Here is a 20,361-nt window from a genome sequence, read left to right on the forward strand (position 1 = left end):
AACCTTCATTATCGTTAATGTTACCACTAGCAGCCTGCATGTAAACGGGAATACCTGCCTTGTTTTCAGTGATAAGGTTAAGCACAACTTGATTCAACTCTGGCCGATGATCTCGGCTGTATCCTCGCACTAACTTAACGGCTTTACTGTCGATATCATGCTCATAATTACCGTCAACATGAATACTTGTTGAGTCTAAATTAATACCTTCGCATGGTAGCTTTAGATGCTTAACCACACTCGCAGATAATGTTTGATAAATACCTGACACACCCGTTTCATAAAGTTTATCAAGGCAACGACCCAGCGCATCGTCATTAATGTACTCAGCCTTGATCCCTTTACCTATAAGACGTTCAACAGGACGGTCTTTGAAATATTCTGGATACATGTGCAAGGTGCGACCAACAAAGCCTAAGCCATTTAGGATCATAGCCTCGACAAGTTGACCGTAAGAAATAAGCTTGTCATCACTTTGTTCAGGGAGTGCTTTATCAATTAAGGTAGCAATACCAAGCTCTTTGTTCATGCCAGCAACCAAACCTAAATGATCAAGACCTTTTGTTGAATACGACGCCATAATTTTTCCATCACCCAAAGATAAGTAATAGATCAAATATGGCGATCTGCGTCAAGCTTTTTTTATTATATTTTTGGGTACGGAAAGACAGATTAATTATTATGTTTATTAATAATTATGTTTATTAATAATTATGTTTATTAATTATTATGTTTATTAATAATTATGTTTATTAATAATTGTGTTTATTAATTATTATGTTTATTAATAATTATGTTTATTAATAATTATGTTTATTAATAATTATGTTTATTAATAATTATGTTTATTAATAATTATGTTTATTAATAATTATGTTTATTAATAATTATGTTTATTAATTATTATGTTTATTAATAATTATGTTTATTAATTATTATGTTTATTAATAATTATGTTTATTAATTATTATGTTTATTAATAATTATGTTTATTAATTATTATGTTTATTAATTATTATGTTTATTAATTGATTATCTTCTGGTGTTTTTTTTGCATAACTATTCACCACGCCCCTTCCTTTATTTTTTTAAGTAGTTGAATTTAATGTGTTAGATGTTTTTTGTGATGTGGGTATTTATGCAGGTGATTTATCTTTTTTTTTGTGTTTTGAAAAAGTTTATTTTACGTTACTGGGTACCCAGTAATAATGCAATACATCTATTTTAATCTACCCAGTAACGGTTGGGCTGTCTTTTTTGGAGGTGAATAAAAGGTGAATAAAAAGTAAATATGTGAAATGGTATATTTTTGATGCAGTCACTCTGGCTTTTTCAAGTAAAATGCTGACGTTAAAAGGTCAGGTCTTTTTAAAAATCGAAAACCTTTTTCGACACTTTGTTGAGACTTGTACAGCGCAAGCATCTTTTCTATTGTCACAGTTTTGCGTATTTCGGTCGAATCGATCAGTTAATGATTCCTGACTGTGCCATGTTAGAGCGTGATGGTTGGGATACTCACAATAATCAAGGAAAACGTCTTAATAAAGCTTAACAGAACTTGATAATGGTTTGGCGGCTTTAAAAGAGTCATTAGGAGCACAATGGAATAATACCGTGGTGGTGGGTACCGAGTTTGGTCGCACCGTCACTGAAAACGGAACAGGAGGTACCGACCATGGCACGGGTAGCGCTTTATTTTTAGCTGGCGGAGCTGTAAGTGGTAGAGAAGTTTACGGTAATTGGCCTTGCTTAAAGGATGATGAATTATTTGATAAACGTGACCTAATGCTAACATCCAATAGTTTTTCTTGGTTGGCCAATGTTTTATCTCAATATTGGCCATTGAATACGCAATAGTTAGAGCATGTTTTTCCGAATATTAAACCGTATAATAAATAATTATTACACAGTTAATTTAATAAAATAAGTTTTTTAAGGTAAATATACATTTTGGATATTAAAAATATAGTCAGTCTTTTATTTGTGTTTTCTTTGTCTGTTGCTTCAGCGCAGTCAGATGAAGTTAGTGACCATGATTTCCAAAAGAAAACGCCTATTACAAATAAAACTTGTACTTCATGTCATGCTCAATCTGAGCAAGAATGGTCACACTCTGATCATGCGAAAGCAATGGCGATTGCCGATAGCACTACAGTTATTGCTGACTTTTCCGGTGTAGATGTTAAGCATTATGGCCAAAAAGCACACTTTTTTATTAAAGATAATCGCTACCAAGTTACTATTTCTTACGATGATATTGTTGATACTTATACAATAAAATATACTTTTGGTTATACACCGTTACAACAATACTTAGTTGAAACTGAGCCAGGAAGGTTGCATGTACTGCCATTCGCTTGGGATGCAAGAGATAAAGAGCAAGGTGGACAGCGTTGGTATCATAATTATAGCCATGAAAAAATACGCCCAGAAGACAGATTACATTGGCGTCAGCCGTTACAAAACTGGAACGGTATGTGCGCAGACTGTCATTCTGATGGGCTGGTAAGGAATTATGACGCTCAGGAGGACACCTTCAAAACTGAATTTGATAACATCAATGTAGGTTGTTTATCTTGTCATGGTGATATGACAGACCATATGAAAAAACCGAGTAAAGCAAAAACACGCGCTAGCGTTACATCAATCAATAATCCTATAGGGCAGTGGTTACGAAAAATAGGTGAGAAAACGGCGAACTGGGAAGGTGGTAAACGTAATAATGACTTTATGGATAACTGTTTTGCATGTCATTCACTTCGCGCACCGCTAACGGATGGTTTTAAAGCGAATGTGCCTTTTTTAGATCAATTTACGCCTAATTTTACTGCGAGTCCTAATTATTTTGCTGACGGGCAAATTAAAGAAGAAGTTTATGTTTATGGGTCTTTTTTACAGAGCAAAATGTATAAAGAAGGCGTTAACTGCATAGACTGTCATAACAAGCATACGATGAAATTAAACGTTGAAGGCAATGGCTTATGTTTACAGTGTCATGGCGCAGAAGTTTATAATGTTAAAAAACACCATCAACATAATGAAAACTCAACCGGCGCTCAATGTGTTAATTGTCATATGCCAGAGCAGACTTATATGGGGGTAGATGATAGACGTGACCATAGCTTCAAAATCCCGCGTCCGCATTTATCTGATACCTTCGATACGCCTAATGCTTGTGTACAATGTCATGAGGACAAGTCTAACGAATGGGCAAGTACTAATTTAGAAAAGTGGCATGGCAAGCCTAAAGGTATGCTTTCAAGTAAGCACTTACTAATGCTGTTAAATAGTGGGCAAAGTATTTCGTTAGGGCAGCATTTATCCATTATCGCTGATGAACAACTTGATATTATGAGCCGAGCTACTGCCATCCAATTACTGAGCTATACTACGGCAACCATTAGTGCAGCTGAATTAACGCCGTACTTAACTCACAATGAAGCATTAATAAGACTCAGTGCAGCAACAATTGCCACGTTATTATCACCGGTGGACAGAGCGAAACAATTAAGCCCTTTACTCGAAGATACATATAAATCTGTCAGAGTTGCTGCAGCACGCAGTTTATTGTCGACCGATGTTTCCCAGCAGAATAAAAATACTTTTGATAAAGCGTTTAAAGAAATGATTATTTCGCATGAAGTCAACAGTTGGCGTGGTGAAGGTATGGCTAATAAAGGCATATTAGCGCTTGAGATGAATAGACAAACAGAAGCGGAAGACGCCTTTAAAAAGGTGATTGAGATAGAGCCTTATTTTGATACGGGATATATCAACTTGGCTGATATATATCGTTCTCAACAAAGGTCACTTCAGGTAGCTTTAGTACTTGCAAAGGGCATTAAACGTAATCCTAAATCGGCTGCGTTGCATTATTCTTATGGATTACACTTTGTCCGACAAAAACGCTTAGACAAAGGAATACCTCTGTTTGAAAAGTCTATGCAACTTATGCCAAGCAACCCCGAGTATGCTTATACTTATATTCTCGCGTTAGATGGAGCAGGGCAAAGCCAAGAGGCATTAAATAAGCTAAAAGCACTCATGCCAAATTATCAAAATAATACACAGCTAAAAGAATTAGGCTTATATTTATCGCAGAAGCTTAATTTGAGAGTAGATTACAATTGGTTTATGAACAATTAATAAGCGCTATGGGTTTTTTGAAAGCAGTGTAATAGTCGTTATGGATAATCGTTGCTAACACCAAAAAACTCACGCTTATCGCTTGTTAGACAAAGCAAAAGGCTACTTCAAAGCAGGCTGTGATGGATAACCCAAAGGTATGATCATGAATGGACTAGGTTTTGCTAATCGAACTTTATCACTTAGTCCTCAATTCTTTACTAATTTACCGCTTGAACATTTATTTCGTGAAGGGGGTCAAGCATCACATTTTAATCGTCACAAACTAAGGAGAACCCTCGACCAGTGTTTTGAGTTTGGCTGTGTAAGCTTATTCTTATTAGCCTCTGGACAAGCATGTGAAATTGAACAAGTTGATAAAACGTTTGAGTCACTTGATACAAGGAATCACTCACTGACAGGAGAATATGCTTTTGATGATGAAGACAGTGATGAGAATGTCATTAAAATTACCCATGGCTATAGCAAGGCTCACGCCCTGATTTAAAACAAGTCGTACAAGAAATCATTGTTAGCCAAGATGGTGGAACCCCACTCGCGTGTAGAAACTGGGATGGAAGCAGTGATGACATTGCTATTTTTAAAGCGCTAAGTAAGGCATTTGTTGACCAGTCCAAAAAACCAAGCCCCTAAATATACTGTAGCACACTGTAAGCTTTATCATAAAAGTAATGCGGGATTTTTAGCGAAAATTCAATTTATCACGTTAGTGCCTTCAACGTTCTCTCTTGAAAGATCATCTATTACCACAGTCATTGCAGCCAAAAAGTGGATCAGTATTGACGATAATTATCAATATGCTATTGAGGAAGGTGAACATATGGGAATAAAGCAAAGATGGATGGTTATTTATTCAAAGGCAGCGAATAGCCGAGCACAAAAAAGAATTGTTAGACAACTTGAACGAGCGCACACTAGCATCAAAAAAAGACCTCTTCCATTGACAAAATCAACGAATTGTAGAACGAAAATCATGCTTTGTAGTAGCAACGAATATGGATAAAGAAGCACTTTCACCTGAAGGTCTGCTTAAGCATTAGAAAGCACAACCTAATGGAAAAAACGGGCAATGATAGATATCAAACTCGCCAAGCACAGGCTAAACCCATATTTGATAAATTTTATGGTTGGCTCGTTAAGGCGAATAACGTCCCTAAACCTGTGTTAGGTGTCGCAATAACGTATAGTAAAAAGTCAACTATCTACGCACACTGTTAACAGTTTAGGGATTATTCCAACGTAGTAGATCTTCTTGTGTATCAATATCAAAAGATGCATTTACCATTGGTATTTTTATTAGTTGTTGTTGATTAGCTTGTAAAACCGCTTTAGCACCTTTATCTCCAGACAACGCTTGTAATTTCGTAAAGTAATTATGAGGAAATATTGCTGGCGCGCTAATACCATCGGTAGTTTCTGCACAAAGTAAAGATGATGGGAATTGAGTCATCTTTTTTAACAAGGCGAGGTAGTCACCTTTTTCTAGTGCGACCTGGTCACCTAAAGTAAATAGTATGTGTGTTGTGGTCGGATCATCATTTAGAATTAAAGATACCGATTGGGAGATGGTGTGCCCCATACCTTGATAAGCCTGATCACAATAATGCAACGGTTGAGATATTTTCTCGGCTATTTTCCTGTGACTTTCACCAGTAACAACATAAAGGTTATCAGTAGGTATTTCTTCTATAGCTAAAGCTCGCGTAACGGTATTGATAGATTGTTGTAATAACGGTATTGGCGTATTATCACGGTGAACTAAACTCAGTTGTTTAATCCCATTAAACCTAATGCTATTACCGCCAGCAAGAATAACAATTTTTATATTTATCGAATCAATATCATTGGCTAATAACATGTTAAACCACCTGAGTTAATGTTTGCCCGCTTTTACCTTCAAGCACAGCGTGTGCTTCAGATAAAATAGACAAAGCGATAGATTCAGGTAAGTCACCACCTATATTTAACCCAACAGGGTTTGATAAACCTCTTGCTAATTGTTGGTAGGTTAACCCTGCAGCATTTAAGACTTTTTCGGTACGGTGAGTAGGCCCTAATAACCCTACAAATTTAGCATCGCACCCTTGAATAAGGTTTAAAGCTTTAGCATCTAATTTAACGTTGTGAGTCATAATCACGATAACATTGGCATTAACTAAATAAGTTTCGTTACTTAATGAGTTAATTGGCTGATGCACAATATTATCGGCTTCTGAAAAATGTGTTGCCCGAGCATAATTAACACGCTCATCAATAACTGTCACATCCCAACCTAATATTTTGGCCATGTTAACCACGGGAACCGCATCTAACCCGCCGCCAAAAATAACGAGGCAAGGTGCCGGCTTAATAAGATGAACAAACTCATTGTCAGTTGTTGGTTGTAGTTTTTCTGCTAGTTTTAGTTCTAATTTTAGATCTAATGGTTTTTTATCAAACAGGGTAAGTGTATTTTCGGGAATTTTTTCATTAATAAGCTGACGGTAAACACAACTTCTCTTTGCCTGTAAATGAGTTTGTAGTGCTTCTAAATTTAGCCAGTTAGACTTTTCAGTGATAGGTTGTAATAGTATTTTAACCATACCACCACAGCCAATACCCAGTTGCCAGCTTAAATCATCTTCATCACGCATGTCATAACAAACAATAGCGTTATTACCTGTATCTAAGCATTTTCTTGCTTTGAGCATAATATCGGCTTCTAAACAGCCACCGCTGAGCAAGCCAAAATACTGACCAAGACTATTGATAAACATCATTGCGCCTTGTTTACGATAAGACGATCCGTCTGTTTCAATAACCGTTGCTAATACCCACTCTACACTCAATTTTTGTGGTTGCCAGGTGGCAAGTAATTGTTCTAATCTGTTACTCATTTAGTTCAACTATTTATTAAAATATTTATCCGCTGACCTTTTATTGATATTTTTGAAAATATCAATAAGTTAGCCTTAATGGTAAATCTCGACCCGCTCTGAAATTAAAATATTATATATGTGACTCATTTATCGCTTTGAGAGGGCTTACTTTCGAATAATTTTGTTAGCAACCAAAATCTCTCATGTAAGCTTCAAACGATTATAGCGATTTAACGATAGAGTAACGTAGGTAACCACATAGACAATTCAGGAATAAAAGTCACTAACATCAACACCACCACTAACGGAATTAAAAATGGAATGGTCGCTTTTGCGCAGTCTTCAAAAGGTACTTTAGTTACCCTAGATAACACATAAAGCACCATGCCCACTGGAGGGGTTAATAAACCAATCATTAAATTAAGTACCATCACCACACCAAAATGGACGGGGTCGATACCTAAGCCGACGGCTATAGGTAGTAATACAGGAGTTAAAATAGTAATAGCCGCGATTGTTTCCATAAAACAGCCAACCACAAATAAAATCAAAGTAATTAATAAAAGGATAACTATTTTATTGTCAGTTATTGTTAACATCCACGCGGTAAAATCTTCGGTCACACGCTGATTAGTTAACACCCAGGAAAATATTGCAGCACCAGCAATAATTAATAAAATGATACTGCTGGTTTCAATAGTTTCCATACTTACTTTAACAAGTTTCTGCCAATTAAGGCTTCGATAAACTAACGAGCCAAGAATTAAGGCGTACACCGTAGCAGCAATAGCAGCTTCCGTTGCCGTAAAAATACCAAATAAAATGCCGCCAATAATAATAACCGGCGTCATTAATGATAGAAAGGCTCTTTTAAATGTTGAACCTAAACGCGGTAAACTAAACCCTGCATCTTTAGGGTAGATTCTTTTTTTCGAGTAATAAGCCACCATTACCATTAACGCAATAGCCATTAATAAACCGGGAATAAAGCCTGCGGCAAATAACTGGCCTATAGAAGCAGAAGCCATTACGCCATAAATAATCATTGGTAAGCTAGGTGGAATAATAGGCCCTATCGTTGAGGATGCGGCAGTTACCCCGACAGAAAATCCTGCGTCATAACCTTTTTTACGCATTGCTTTAACTTCAATTGCTCCCAAGCCACCAGCATCGGCAACCGCAGCGCCAGACATTCCTGAAAACATAATAGATGCACAAATATTTACATGGCCTAAACCGCCACGCATCCAGCCTACTAAGGCATTAGCAAAATCAAAAATACGATGGGTGATACCAGATGAGTTCATTAAAGCACCCGCTAAAACGAAAAATGGTATAGATAACAGCGGAAAACTATCCATGCCGCCAACCATGCGATGTAAAACTACTAATTCAGGCACTTGAGCATCAAACATGATAGCTAATAAAGATGCCCCTGCTAGTGCAAAAGCAACGGGGAACCCCAAAATAATCATGATCAATAATGAAACGAATAAAACTGTAACAACCATAATAATACCTTATGCTTTTGTTGGTGGTGTTGCTAGAAGGTGAATCGCAAGATATTGACAGCTACGAAATAACATAATTAATAAACTACCTAAAATAATGCCATACAAAAAACTAATCGATAATGGTAATGATGCCATTTTATGGATTTGAAGCAGCGGAATAATTTGGTAACATAAAAAAGCTAAACTTGCGATAAACACGACATTAAAGACAGCGATGAGAGAAAAAATAATTTTTGAAGTTTTTTCCGGCAACCACTGATGAAACAAGCTCACAAAAATATGGCTATTATTACGGATACCAATACAGCTGCCAAGAAAACCTAAACAAACGAGTTGGTAGCGAGCAATCTCTTCGGTCCATCCCAGTGGTGCAGAAAAAATATAGCGGCTAACAAATTGTGAAAATACTGTTAATGCTAATAACCAAAATAAAATAAAGCTCAACCAGTCTTCAATTTTATAATCCGCATAATTAAAAGTTTCATCTTCCTCAAAGTTGAAGTCACCTTCAGATGCCTCCTCATTATTGGATGTTTTGTAATCTGTCATAAAATGTAGCCCCTAGTGTTTGTTTAATTTTTTGATGGAAAGGAAGAACTTTTTCCCTAAATAAACTACGGTCTACCGATAAAACAGTAACGCCTTGCGCTTCAAACCATTGTTGTAATGCTAACTCTGCTTGACGAGTATCTTCAGAAACCCCTAAAGCCGCTCTTTTAAATACATCGGTGAAAATAGCTTTATCTTTTGCTGATAATGACGACCATAATTTGTCATTAGTTACGGTTAATACCGAGCCTTGCAGGTGACCCGTTAAACTAATGTATTTTTGTACTTCATAAAACCTTTTGGCTTTTATAGTAGGTAATGGGTTTTCTTGTGCGTCAACAACCCCCTGTTGTAAAGCAAGATAAACTTCCGAGAAAGCAATCGGGCTTGGATTAGCGCCAACAGATAAAGGAAACATTTTATAAATAGTCGCATTAGGGACTCGCAACTTTAAATCAATCATGTCATCAGGTGTACGTATTGGTTTATTTGCAGTGACATGACGCTGGCCATAATAGTTATTACCTACCACTTGATTACCCATTGACGCGTTTTTGTAACCTAGCGCGATATCATCGAAGAGATCACTCTCATTAAAATTCTGCCAATGCTGATAATCACGAAATATATAAGGTAGTTCAGACAATGTCATTGCTGGGTAGGTTTGACCTGCAAAACTAGTGCCTGTGTAGATAATATCAACGGTGCCTAAGCTCAAGCTTTGATTTATTTCAGCTTCTTTACCCATCATAGATGAGGGGAAAACATTAATAACATAACGACCGTTGGTTTCTTTTTCTATTTCTTTTGCCGCCCATTTAGCCCATAAATGCAAAGGCTCTGATAATTCATATACATGCGCCCAGGTTAATTTTTTTACTTTTTCATCTGCCAGAGCAGTTTGATTAAAGAAAACCGACAACAAAAAATAGGGAGTCAACTTAATAAGTAAGTTAGACCTAATTTTATTAGTAAACGAGATAAGATTAAAAAAAGACATAGTTAAGTAAGTTATATAATTTTGTAATTTATCTAAACATACTGTTACCAAATCAATATAAAATCAACAATAAATAGTTAACAATTGACTAATTTAGCATTATTGTTCATATTACCTTAATTATGTCTAGTGTGAAATTCATACGACATTATTCTTTTATTACTTTGTAAATGAGAAAAACAACCATGTTAGAGCTAAATATTAATAACGAAATACATCAAGTAGATGCTCCTGATAACATGCCGATATTATGGGTGTTACGTGATCTATTGAATAAAAAAGGCACTAAGTTTGGTTGTGGCATTGGTCAATGTGGTGCTTGTACAGTACATATAAATGGTCAACCCATGCGTGCTTGTATTACCCCCGTTGTTGTAGCAAAAAATGCTAAAATAACCACTATTGAAGGTGTTGATGAAAAAGGTCAACATCCCATTCAGATAGCTTGGAAAGAAAACAATGTTCCGCAGTGTGGTTATTGTCAATCTGGACAAATAATGAGTGCATTAACATTATTACAAACCAATAAAAATCCGAGTGATGAGGATATTAATAATCATATGTCAGGAAATATCTGTCGTTGCGGTACTTATCCAAGAATTAAACAGGCGATCAAACAAGCTGCTGCAGTATTAGCTAATAATGAAGGAGATAAATAATGAATCCATTAAAGTTATCTCGTCGTGAGTTTTTAACTTTTGCTGGTATTAGTAGCAGTGGTTTATTACTTGGTTGTAGTTCAATCGTATCAAATTCATCAAAAGTTAAGATTTTACCGCCTGAAAATAATGCGACTCAACGGCTTAATATTTTTGTTGCCATCAAACCAGATAATTCAATTGAGTTAGTAAGTCACCGATCTGAAATGGGGCAAGGCTCTAAAACCGGTATCCCACAAATAATCGCTGATGAATTAGAGTGCTCGTGGGATAATGTTCAGGTTATTCAAGGTAAAGGTAATAAAGAGTACGGTGATCAAAACACCGATGGCTCAAGCAGTATCCGTAAATTTTACGATAAATTAAGGGAAATGGGCGCTTCTGCACGTACTATGCTAGAACAAGCTGCCGCTGATTATTGGAAAATATCAATCGACGATGTTTATGCTAAAGACAATAAAGTATTTAATAAAATAACCGGAAATTCGGTGAGCTATGGTGATCTTGCTGAACTTGCAAGTAAACAACCCGTACCGGATATTAAAACACTAAAGTATAAGTCGGAAAAAAACTTCAAATACATTGGTAAATCAGTACCTATCGTTGATTTAGATGACATACTTACAGGTAAAACCGTTTATGGTATTGATGTTGACTTACCTGATATGTTAATTGCCTCTATTAAACGATGTCCGGTACTGCATGGGCAAGTTAAATCTTTTGATGCAACCGAGGCGTTAAAAGTACCTGGTATAGTTGAAGTCATTCAAATGCCGCCAACGCCAGAAACCGTTGTTTACTCACCTTTAGCAGGTGTAGCGGTTTTAGCTACGAATACTTGGGCTGCACAAGAAGGTCGTAAAGCTTTATTAATTGAATGGGATCTAGGTAAGAATAAAGAGCATGACTCGACAATAGCTTTTACTAAATTTAAAGATAATTTAGCCAATAAACCTCAACGCGTTGCTGGTCGTGGCGATGTTGTTAAAGGGTTTTCCGCTGCCAACAAAGTCGTTGAAGCGCAATACCAAACCCCTTATTTAGTTCATGCGCCAATGGAGCCTCCTATGGCAACAGCATGGTTCCATGATGGTATTTGTGACGTATGGGCATGTGTGCAAGACCCACAATCAGTGATGGCCAACGCCGCATCAATGACTAAATTACCAGAAAAAATTTTTAACGTACAACCCACTTTATTAGGCGGTGCCTTTGGCCGTAAATCTAAAACCGACTTTGCTAACGAAGCAATTTATTTAGCCAATATTACTAAAAAACCCGTGAAAGTTGTGTGGAGCCGAGAAGATGACGTTCAGTCAGGGTATTATCATGCTGGTGCCGTAGTAAACTTCAAAGCCGGATTGGACAATAACAATAATGTCACAACTTGGGCTCAACAAGCTGCTTACCCAACCATTGCTTCAACATTTAATCATAAGTTAAATACACCGCAAAATTTTGAATTGAGTCTAGGTTTTGGTGATTTCCCCTACGATATTGATAATGTATTAATGGAAAAGGCAGAAGCCGAAACGCCAGTAAGGATTGGTTGGATGCGTTCAGTTTGTAATATCCAACAAGCCTTTGCTTTAAACTGTTTTATTGATGAAGTTGCCCATGCTGCTAATGTACCTACTGACCAAATGATATTAAAAACATTAGGTAAAGACAGAGATCTTGATCCTAAAAAAGCATTTGATTTTAACTTTACCAACTATGATGAGACACTTGAACGTCACCCTTATTCTATTGCTCGCTATCGTGGTGTGCTAGAAACGTTGATCGCTCATACACCAATTCATGACACCTTACCTAAGGGTCAAGGTTGGGGTATTGCTGTACACCGTAGTTTTGTTAGTTATGTTGCAGTAGCAACAAAAGTAGAAGTAATTAATCAACGATTAACCGTTAAAGAAATGCATACCGCTATTGACTGTGGTTTAGCAGTCAATCCAGATCGTATTAAATCACAACTAGAAGGTGCGATGATATTTGGTATGTCGATCGCGTTAATGGGTAAAATTGATATTAAAAAAGGTGCCGTTGTGCAATCTAACTTCCATGATTATCCGGTAACACGTATGAATCAAGCCCCCGTCATGGTTGTTCACTTAGTGAATCCAAAAAACAATCCACCAGGGGGGGTAGGTGAGCCAGGTGTACCACCGGTAGCACCAAGTATTGTTAATGCAGTATTTGCAGCAACTGGTGAGCGATATCGTGAATTGCCGCTAAACCAATACTTAACGATTTAAAACACTTAACAGTAATCGGCATTACCTTAAATTTTTGTGTCTTATGACTAAAGCAGATGAAAAAAAATTAAGGTTATACTTATTTGTACACGCCGAATTTAAAGTTATACCCAAGTAACTTGGGTATATACCTGTATTCATGATTTATATATTAGGAGTCTATGGTGACTTGTCATTTTTACCGAGGATGCTCTTTAGCATTTATTTTATTACTTTCTGCGTGTAGTAACATGCAGTCTAATCTTGCAAATAAACAGCAAGCTGCAGGCTACCTAGACAAAGACTGGGAAAACCCTGCGGTTATCTCACGTAATCGTTTACCAACTCGCGCTATGCCTTATTCTTATTCAACCAGTGAGGCTGCATTACGTAGTTTAAGCTCAGATGATGGCCGTGAAAAAAGTGATTACCTAAACTTGAATGGTCAATGGCAGTTTAGTTATCAAGAAGATGATGAATCTATTGATACCTCTTTTGTTGCTAATGATTTTGATTCTTCTGCGTGGACAGAAATTCCAGTTCCATCAAATATAGAGTTACTTGGTTACGGTATCCCTTATTATACTAATACTGAATTACCTTTTTATTCTGGCGGCGGCACTTCTTCTATTCCTGATACCAGCCCAAACATAGCTAAAGAAAACCCTGTTTCTTTTTACATTAAATCGTTCGACTTACCTAAAGGTTGGAATGAAAAACAAGTTATTTTACATTTTGGCGGTATATCTTCCGCCTTTTATGTTTGGGTTAATGGACAAAAAGTTGGCTACAGCCAAGGCAGCCGATTACCAGCAGAGTTTGATGTGTCAAATTTTGTGCAACAAGGTAAAAACAAAATAGCGTTACAGGTTATGCGCTGGAGTGACGGCAGTTATCTTGAAGGCCAAGATATGTGGAAAATTAGCGGTATTCACCGTGAAGTACTACTTCTGGCTCAACCTAAAACTGCGATCAGAGACTTTTTTGCGAAACCTAAGTTAAGTGATGATTACCAATCGGCTGAATTACAAGTTCGTCCATTTTTAACGCAAAGTGATAATGAAAAAATGGCCGGTTGGACATTAACGGCTGATTTTTTTGATGCACAGAACAACAAAGTAAACCAAGTGAGTATTAATGCTGACACGGTAATGCAGTCATATCCACAACGTGAAAATATTCAATTTGACCTAATTAACATTAAAGTAAAAAACCCAAAAATTTGGACTGCAGAAACGCCTTATTTATATAGCCTAGTATTAACATTAGCTGATGATAAAGGGCAAGTGATAGAAGCTAAAAGTAGTAAAGTTGGCTTTAGAGACGTAAAAATTGACGCTAACACCGGTGAGTTATTAGTTAATGGTAAGAGTATTAAAATTATCGGGGTAAATCGTCATGACCATAATGCGATAAGGGGCAAAGCCCTAACTCGTGAAGATATGCGCAATGATGTTATTTTGATGAAGCAAAATAACTTTAACGCGGTACGTACTGCTCATTACCCTAACGACCCTTATTTTCTCGATTTATGCGACGAATATGGCCTTTATGTTATGGATGAAGCTAACGTTGAAAGCCATTTATTTGGTGGCCAATTTTCAAATAGCCCACAATGGGTGCCTGCCATCATGGACAGAATTATGCGTATGGTAGAAAGAGACAAGAACCATACATCTATTATTTCATGGTCATTAGGTAATGAATCAGGCATGGGGCCTGGTCATGCAGCTGCCGCTGGTTGGATAAAAGATTATGATTCATCACGTTTTGTTCATTATGAAGGCGCGCAAGGTGTACCCGAACACCCTGAGTTTATTCAACCACCACGCGGTTGGTATTGGCTTCCTGAACAAATGGAGTCGCTAGGCCGTATAACACCAATGGCTAACCCTACCGATCCACTGTATGTGGATGTTATTTCACGTATGTATCCAAGCATAGAATACTTAAAAGGTATGTCTGACAACCCGTACATGACACGTCCTATTTTAATGTGTGAATATGAGCACGCCATGGGTAACTCAATGGGCAACCTTGATGAATTTTGGGATCTCATTTATCAACGCAAAAATTTAATTGGTGGTTACATTTGGGATTGGATGGATCAAGGTTTAGAACACAAAACCGAAGCAGGTGAAACCTTCCTGGCTTACGGTGGTGATTTTGGTGATATCCCTAATGCACAAGCCTTTAACCAAAACGGCATTGTTGATTCGTATGGTAACGCCAGTCCAGAATTACATCATGCTAAATATATATTTCAACCTGTACAGTTTGAAGCGGTTAATTTATCTCAAGTATTGACATCAGGCACAGCCAAAATAAAACTTACTAACCGTTACTTCCACCAAGCGATTAATTTAGAAAATATTCGTTGGCAGTTAATGGCTGATAATGAAGTGATTGACCAAGGAACATTAGCTAAAAACACGATTGACGCGGGTAATACTAAAACTATTAACATTAAATTATCAGCTGTTGAAGAGCAAAGTGGTGTTCGTTACTGGTTACGTTTAAGTGCGCATACAGCTAATGATGTTCCTTGGGCAAAAGCAGGTTATGAAATAGCTAAAGAAAAGTTTGAATTAGTGCCGACTTCACCAAAAACATTAAAAAAATCGACAACCTCTTTAACTGCGACTCAAGGGTTAACCTTAATAGAAACTAACGATAAAGTTTCTATCAACAATTCATTATTTACTGTTGAGTTTGATACAGAAAATGGACAACTGACGCAATACATTGTGAATAATGAAGCCCTGATTAAATCACCTTTAACCATGAACTTTTGGCGCGCTCAAACGGATAATGATCGCCTTGGTTGGAGAACACATGAAACTTTAGGCTTTTGGAAAACAGCGGCAGATTCTTTAGTATTAACTGATTTTTCAGTCAAAAAATTAAATGAGCAACAAGTGCAAATTACAGTCGCGTCAGCGATTAATACTAAGTTAACCGTTATCAATAACTATACCATTAATAGCGCGGGTGAAATTACAGTATTAACTCAAGTCGATGCAGATAAATCTTTACCGGTTATGCCAAGAATAGGCATGCAAGTTGGTATTAATCAAAACTTGAGTGATGTTACTTATTACGGGCGTGGGCCGTTCGAAAACTATATTGATCGTAATAAAGGTGCTGAAATTGGTATTTATAAAGGGCAGGTTGATGCATTAACTTACCCGTATATGGTGCCGCAAGAAAACGGTAATAGAACCGATGTGGACTGGTGGCAGTTAACACAAACAACGTCTAACGTGGGTATTATTATTAACGGTAGTGAAAACCTTAGCATGTCAGTGTGGCCTTGGTCACAAAAGAATATCGATGATGCTAAACACCCTTATGAGTTAGTTGAGCAAGGTTTTACTACCCTAAATATTGATCACAAACAAATGGGCGTTGGCGGTACTGACTCATGGTCTTCGCTAGCCGCACCTATAGCTAAGTATCAAATACCCGCAGGTAAGTATGAATATAGCTTTACAATTAATGTGGTTGGTAAGTAGTGAGAGTTTATCTATAACGTTAAGTGCCTAGGAGTGTTTCATCTTAAGGCGTTTTGTTGAATACTGTGTGGTTTGGCTGTCGCAGTTTAGTTAAACTTCATACATTCCCACTGTTCATTTAGGAACATATTAAAAGGTTAAAAACAGGAAATGAAATCATATTTCAGTATAACAATCACACGAATTGTTAATATTAAACGGTTAGTATTTTTAACGGGGAGTTGTCTGCTATTAGGTTGTAATCAAATGCCTGAAAATGTCGCTAATAACCGCCTAAAATCACTTGATAAACCAAATGTAGTAATTTTTTATGTTGATGATTTAGGTTATGGTGATATTGGCGTAAATGGTGCGAAAGGAGTCTCAACACCTAATATTGATGATTTAGCTCAAAACGGTGTTAACTTTACCGACGCACATAGCTCTGCCGCCACCTGTACTCCATCGCGCTACTCTTTGTTAACTGGTGAGCATGCCTTTCGTAAAAATGCCAGAGTACTTGAGGGGGATGCACCGCTACTTATTGGCACTGAGCAAGCAACCTTACCTAAATTATTGAAAAAAGTTGGCTACCAAACTGCTGTTGTTGGTAAATGGCATTTAGGTCTTGGTGATGGAACAAAAAAAATTAATTGGAATGAAGCGGTAACCCCTGGACCACTTGAGATTGGTTTCGATTATGGCTTTTTATTACCAGTAACGGGCGATCGTGTACCAGCTGTTTACCTTGAAAATCATCATGTTGTTAATATCGAAAAAAATGATCCTTTAACGATTAGTAATGCAGAAAAAATAGGAAGCAGGCCTACAGGGTATGGAAATCCAGAACTTAGACGCCAAGTAGCAGACGAACAACATAATGATACTATTATCAATGGCATTAGCCGAATTGGCCATATGGCTGGCGGTAAAAGTGCAGAATGGGTTGATGAGGAATTTCATACGGTATTGTCAAATAAAGCCAATAAATTTATAGCAGACAATAAAGACAAGCCCTTTTTTCTCTTCTTTTCATTTCATGACATTCATGTACCACGTTTGCCTAATAAAATGTTTCAAGGTAAAAGTACTATGGGTGTACGAGGAGATGCCATTGTGCAAATGGATTGGATTACTGGCCAAGTTGTTAAACAATTAAAAAATGAAGGCGTTTTAGATAATACGCTGATTATCTTTACCAGTGATAATGGCCCTGTATTAACAGATGGTTATGATGATGAGGCGCTTCAGTTATTAGGTAATCACAAGCCTGGAGGGGTGTATCGTGGTGGTAAGTATAGTGCTTATGAAGCGGGCACTCGTGTACCTACAATAGTCCATTATCCAGCAAAAGCCTCTCCAGGTACAAGTGATGCGTTAATGAGCCAAATTGATATCTATGCATCATTAGCTCATTTACTCAATTTACCATTAGCAAATAATGAAGCTATAGATAGCCAAAATCATTTATCAGCATGGTTCAATAGGACAGATCAAGGTCGAGAAGAATTAGTTGAAGAAGCTTTTACATTGTCGATACGAGTTAATAACTTTAAATTCATTCGTCCCACTACCAACGATGATGGTTGGATACGAAATAATAAAAATATTGAAAGCGGCATGATGAATACACCACAGTTATTTAATTTAGCCGTTGACCCGGGAGAGAAAAATAACTTAGCGCAACAGCAGCCAGAGAGGGTAAAGAGTATGCAACGGCGTCTTGATGAAATTATTGCTCAAAAGTCGAGATAATAATGAATTTAATTTAAGTAATCTTATGTGATGGTCTCCTCCCTATACGGCATCATGTGCCATGATTGTGGTTGTTACAGGCCCAAGTCAACTGTTAGCACTTTTGTCATATAAACATTATCCTAGTCTGATTTTTCTGTGCTTGTTTTTTCAACTTCTATTGGTGTGGAGTCAATGAGTTCAATGCCTGTAGCTCTTCCTAGAAGTGTTGTGAAATAAGCACACATGCTAAGTTAGATGATATGGCTGAGTTGTACTTGAATAAACTTCAAGTAACTATTCAGCCACATCTTCAATAGCTAGCCTGAGCAAAGGGAAGGGGTGTAAAACTAGACTAACTAAAGTATCAAAAGATATTGAATCACAAATTATAGCGCTGCAAGAAAACAGCAAACCACCAATAGAAATATTTAATCAACTTGAGTGTCGCAGCGTTGCCATCACAGCGATAAGCTAGCAAAAAACACAAAAAATCTTGTTTATAAATACTTACCACCACGTAGTATAAATCAATACCAATATAACCGTACAGCCTATTGCAGCAATATTAAACGATTTATCGGTAGAAAAGTTAATCGTATCTATGTTTATAGAAGTGTCCTGAACACTTGGTTTACCCATAAGAGATACAAGTATTGACATCAATATACACAAAATAAACACAAGACCTATGCGGTCCATAAACGGTAATTCCGGCCATAAAAATTTAAAGGCGAGTGAAAATATAGCTGAACTAATTGCCGCCGCTAGTGCGCCTGTAGATGTTGTTCTTTTCCAAAACATACCCATGATAAATATTGCTGTAATTCCTGGGGAAAATAAACCTGTAAACTCCTGAATGTATTGAAAAGCTTGATCAAACTTACCGAGTAAAGGCTGTGCAGTAATTAGTGCTAATATTAATGCAACCACTGTTGTTATTCTTCCTACACCAACATAATGGTGCTGGCTCTTATTTTGTTTAATATTTTTGTATAAATCCATTGTAAAAATAGTAGAAATACTATTAGTCATCGAGGCAAGAGAAGAAACAATAGCGGCAACCAAAGCAGCAAATACTAATCCTTTAATACCTGAAGGCATTAAGCCCATCATCGACGGATAAGCTTGATCGGGTTTAGTGAGTGTTGGAAATAATATTATTGCTGCAATACCCGGTAATACCACAATAAAAGGCATCAGCAGTTTTAAATAAGCCGCAAATGCAATGCCTTTTTGTGCTTCCTGTATGCTTTTCGCTGCTAATGCGCGTTGAATAATATATTGGTTAAAGCCCCAATATCCTATATTCATCACCCACAAACCACCAATAAGCACTGAAATTCCCGGTAAACTCATATAATTTGGGTTGTCCGCGCTTAAGATCATATCAAAGTGTTTAGGTGCTTTTTCAGTTAAAATATTAAAACCAGCAATAACACCTTCACCTCCCGACACCTGAGTTAAGGCAAGGTAACTTAAGAACAAACCACCAAACACCAATAAAATTACTTGGATGATATCGGTAAAAGCAACGGCTTTTAAGCCACCATAAAGTGAGTAAGCTACTGAAAAAACAGCAAGGAAAATCATACCTACCATCCAGTCTATACCCGTAACCGTTTGTATAGCTAATCCGCCTAACCATAAAATAGAGGTCAAGTTCACAAAGACAAATACCACTAACCAAAATAAAGCTAAGGTTGTTTTAACTCTGCCATCAAAACGTTGTTCAAGGTATTGCGGCATAGTAAATATTTTGTTTTCTAAAAATATAGGCAGTAAATATTTTCCTACTAAAATTAAGGTAATTGCTGCCATCCATTCATACGAAGCAATAGCCAAACCAATAGCATAGCCAGAGCCTGACATTCCTATTATTTGTTCCGCTGAAATATTGGCTGCAATTAACGAAGCTCCAATTGCCCACCAAGGAAGTGATTTACTTGCAAGAAAGTAATCTTCTGTGTTTCTATCGCCTTTGTGGCCATTTCTTGAAATCCATAAAGCAATACAAAGTAGTGCTATCACATAAGTGCTAAAAACGGTGAAATCTAGTTTATCTAACATTATTAACTTACCTTTTATGGCTAAATAGACGTTATTTAGTTGTTATTTTTTATGACATTGAAACATGAAAAGTAAATAAAAAATAGCAGGTGAGGAAGTGATT

At 36.9% G+C, this 20,361-nt stretch carries 14 protein-coding genes and 1 pseudogene; 8 read left to right on the plus strand and 7 right to left on the minus strand.

Annotation, left to right across the window (positions count from 1 at the left end; translation table 11 throughout):
- Positions 1 to 580 (minus strand): IS1634 family transposase (locus AC0UA9_RS16020; protein WP_475661546.1); only part of this gene is annotated, 580 nt, incomplete at its 3' end.
- Positions 581 to 1,569: 989 nt separating this feature from the next.
- Here AC0UA9_RS16020 and AC0UA9_RS16025 point away from each other — a divergent pair.
- The 4 genes and pseudogenes from AC0UA9_RS16025 (at position 1,570) to AC0UA9_RS16040 (ending at position 5,364) form a co-directional block, all read left to right on the plus strand.
- Positions 1,570 to 1,857, plus strand: a complete 288-nt coding sequence (locus AC0UA9_RS16025) for a DUF1501 domain-containing protein (protein ID WP_475661548.1) — start codon at positions 1,570 to 1,572, stop codon at positions 1,855 to 1,857.
- A gap of 93 nt (positions 1,858 to 1,950) precedes the next feature.
- Positions 1,951 to 4,146: a multiheme c-type cytochrome gene (locus AC0UA9_RS16030; RefSeq protein WP_475661552.1), complete on the plus strand. Its 2,196-nt coding sequence runs from the start codon at positions 1,951 to 1,953 to the stop codon at positions 4,144 to 4,146.
- Between the two features lie 133 nt (positions 4,147 to 4,279).
- Positions 4,280 to 5,074, plus strand: a pseudogene (locus AC0UA9_RS16035) (IS1634 family transposase); the annotation flags it as partial.
- Positions 5,075 to 5,199: 125 nt separating this feature from the next.
- A complete protein-coding gene (locus AC0UA9_RS16040) occupies positions 5,200 to 5,364 on the plus strand; it encodes a hypothetical protein (protein ID WP_475661553.1) in 165 nt (54 codons plus the stop codon).
- Positions 5,365 to 5,368: 4 nt separating this feature from the next.
- Here the strand turns inward: AC0UA9_RS16040 and AC0UA9_RS16045 are convergent, their stop codons facing one another.
- The 5 genes from AC0UA9_RS16045 to AC0UA9_RS16065 form a co-directional block, all read right to left on the minus strand.
- Positions 5,369 to 6,004, minus strand: a complete 636-nt coding sequence (locus AC0UA9_RS16045; protein WP_475661554.1) for a nucleotidyltransferase family protein — start codon at positions 6,002 to 6,004, stop codon at positions 5,369 to 5,371.
- Between the two features lies 1 nt (position 6,005).
- Positions 6,006 to 7,022 carry an XdhC family protein gene (locus AC0UA9_RS16050; protein ID WP_475661557.1) on the minus strand — a complete coding sequence of 339 codons (1,017 nt, stop codon included), beginning with the start codon at positions 7,020 to 7,022 and terminating at the stop codon, positions 6,006 to 6,008.
- A 212-nt stretch (positions 7,023 to 7,234) separates the two neighbouring features.
- The gene (locus AC0UA9_RS16055; protein ID WP_475661558.1) at positions 7,235 to 8,515 is read right to left on the minus strand and encodes a TRAP transporter large permease; all 1,281 of its coding nucleotides are present in this window, start codon (positions 8,513 to 8,515) and stop codon (positions 7,235 to 7,237) included.
- A 9-nt stretch (positions 8,516 to 8,524) separates the two neighbouring features.
- Complete coding sequence (locus AC0UA9_RS16060) at positions 8,525 to 9,067, minus strand: TRAP transporter small permease (protein WP_475661559.1); 543 nt, start codon at positions 9,065 to 9,067, stop codon at positions 8,525 to 8,527.
- Positions 9,042 to 10,067, minus strand: a complete 1,026-nt coding sequence (locus AC0UA9_RS16065) for a sialic acid TRAP transporter substrate-binding protein SiaP (RefSeq protein WP_475661561.1) — start codon at positions 10,065 to 10,067, stop codon at positions 9,042 to 9,044. The genes AC0UA9_RS16060 and AC0UA9_RS16065 overlap by 26 nt, the downstream gene beginning before the upstream one ends.
- A 185-nt stretch (positions 10,068 to 10,252) precedes the next feature.
- Between AC0UA9_RS16065 and AC0UA9_RS16070 the strand changes: the two genes are divergently transcribed.
- The 4 genes from AC0UA9_RS16070 to AC0UA9_RS16085 all read left to right on the plus strand — a co-directional run bounded on the left by AC0UA9_RS16070 (position 10,253) and on the right by AC0UA9_RS16085 (position 18,209).
- Positions 10,253 to 10,726 (plus strand): (2Fe-2S)-binding protein, encoded by a 474-nt coding sequence (locus AC0UA9_RS16070; RefSeq protein ID WP_475661562.1) that lies wholly within the window; start codon positions 10,253 to 10,255, stop codon positions 10,724 to 10,726.
- Positions 10,726 to 12,981: a xanthine dehydrogenase family protein molybdopterin-binding subunit gene (locus AC0UA9_RS16075; RefSeq protein ID WP_475661564.1), complete on the plus strand. Its 2,256-nt coding sequence runs from the start codon at positions 10,726 to 10,728 to the stop codon at positions 12,979 to 12,981. The genes AC0UA9_RS16070 and AC0UA9_RS16075 overlap by 1 nt, the downstream gene beginning before the upstream one ends.
- 230 nt (positions 12,982 to 13,211) lie before the next feature.
- Positions 13,212 to 16,475 carry a glycoside hydrolase family 2 TIM barrel-domain containing protein gene (locus AC0UA9_RS16080; RefSeq protein WP_475661565.1) on the plus strand — a complete coding sequence of 1,088 codons (3,264 nt, stop codon included), beginning with the start codon at positions 13,212 to 13,214 and terminating at the stop codon, positions 16,473 to 16,475.
- A gap of 150 nt (positions 16,476 to 16,625) precedes the next feature.
- Positions 16,626 to 18,209: a sulfatase family protein gene (locus tag AC0UA9_RS16085; protein WP_475661566.1), complete on the plus strand. Its 1,584-nt coding sequence runs from the start codon at positions 16,626 to 16,628 to the stop codon at positions 18,207 to 18,209.
- A gap of 489 nt (positions 18,210 to 18,698) precedes the next feature.
- On the opposite strand, the gene AC0UA9_RS16090 is transcribed toward AC0UA9_RS16085, so the two are convergent.
- The gene (locus tag AC0UA9_RS16090) at positions 18,699 to 20,258 is read right to left on the minus strand and encodes a sodium/sugar symporter (protein ID WP_475661568.1); all 1,560 of its coding nucleotides are present in this window, start codon (positions 20,256 to 20,258) and stop codon (positions 18,699 to 18,701) included.
- Positions 20,259 to 20,361: the final 103 nt, after the last annotated feature.

The organism is Colwellia sp. F1, assembly GCF_056238625.1.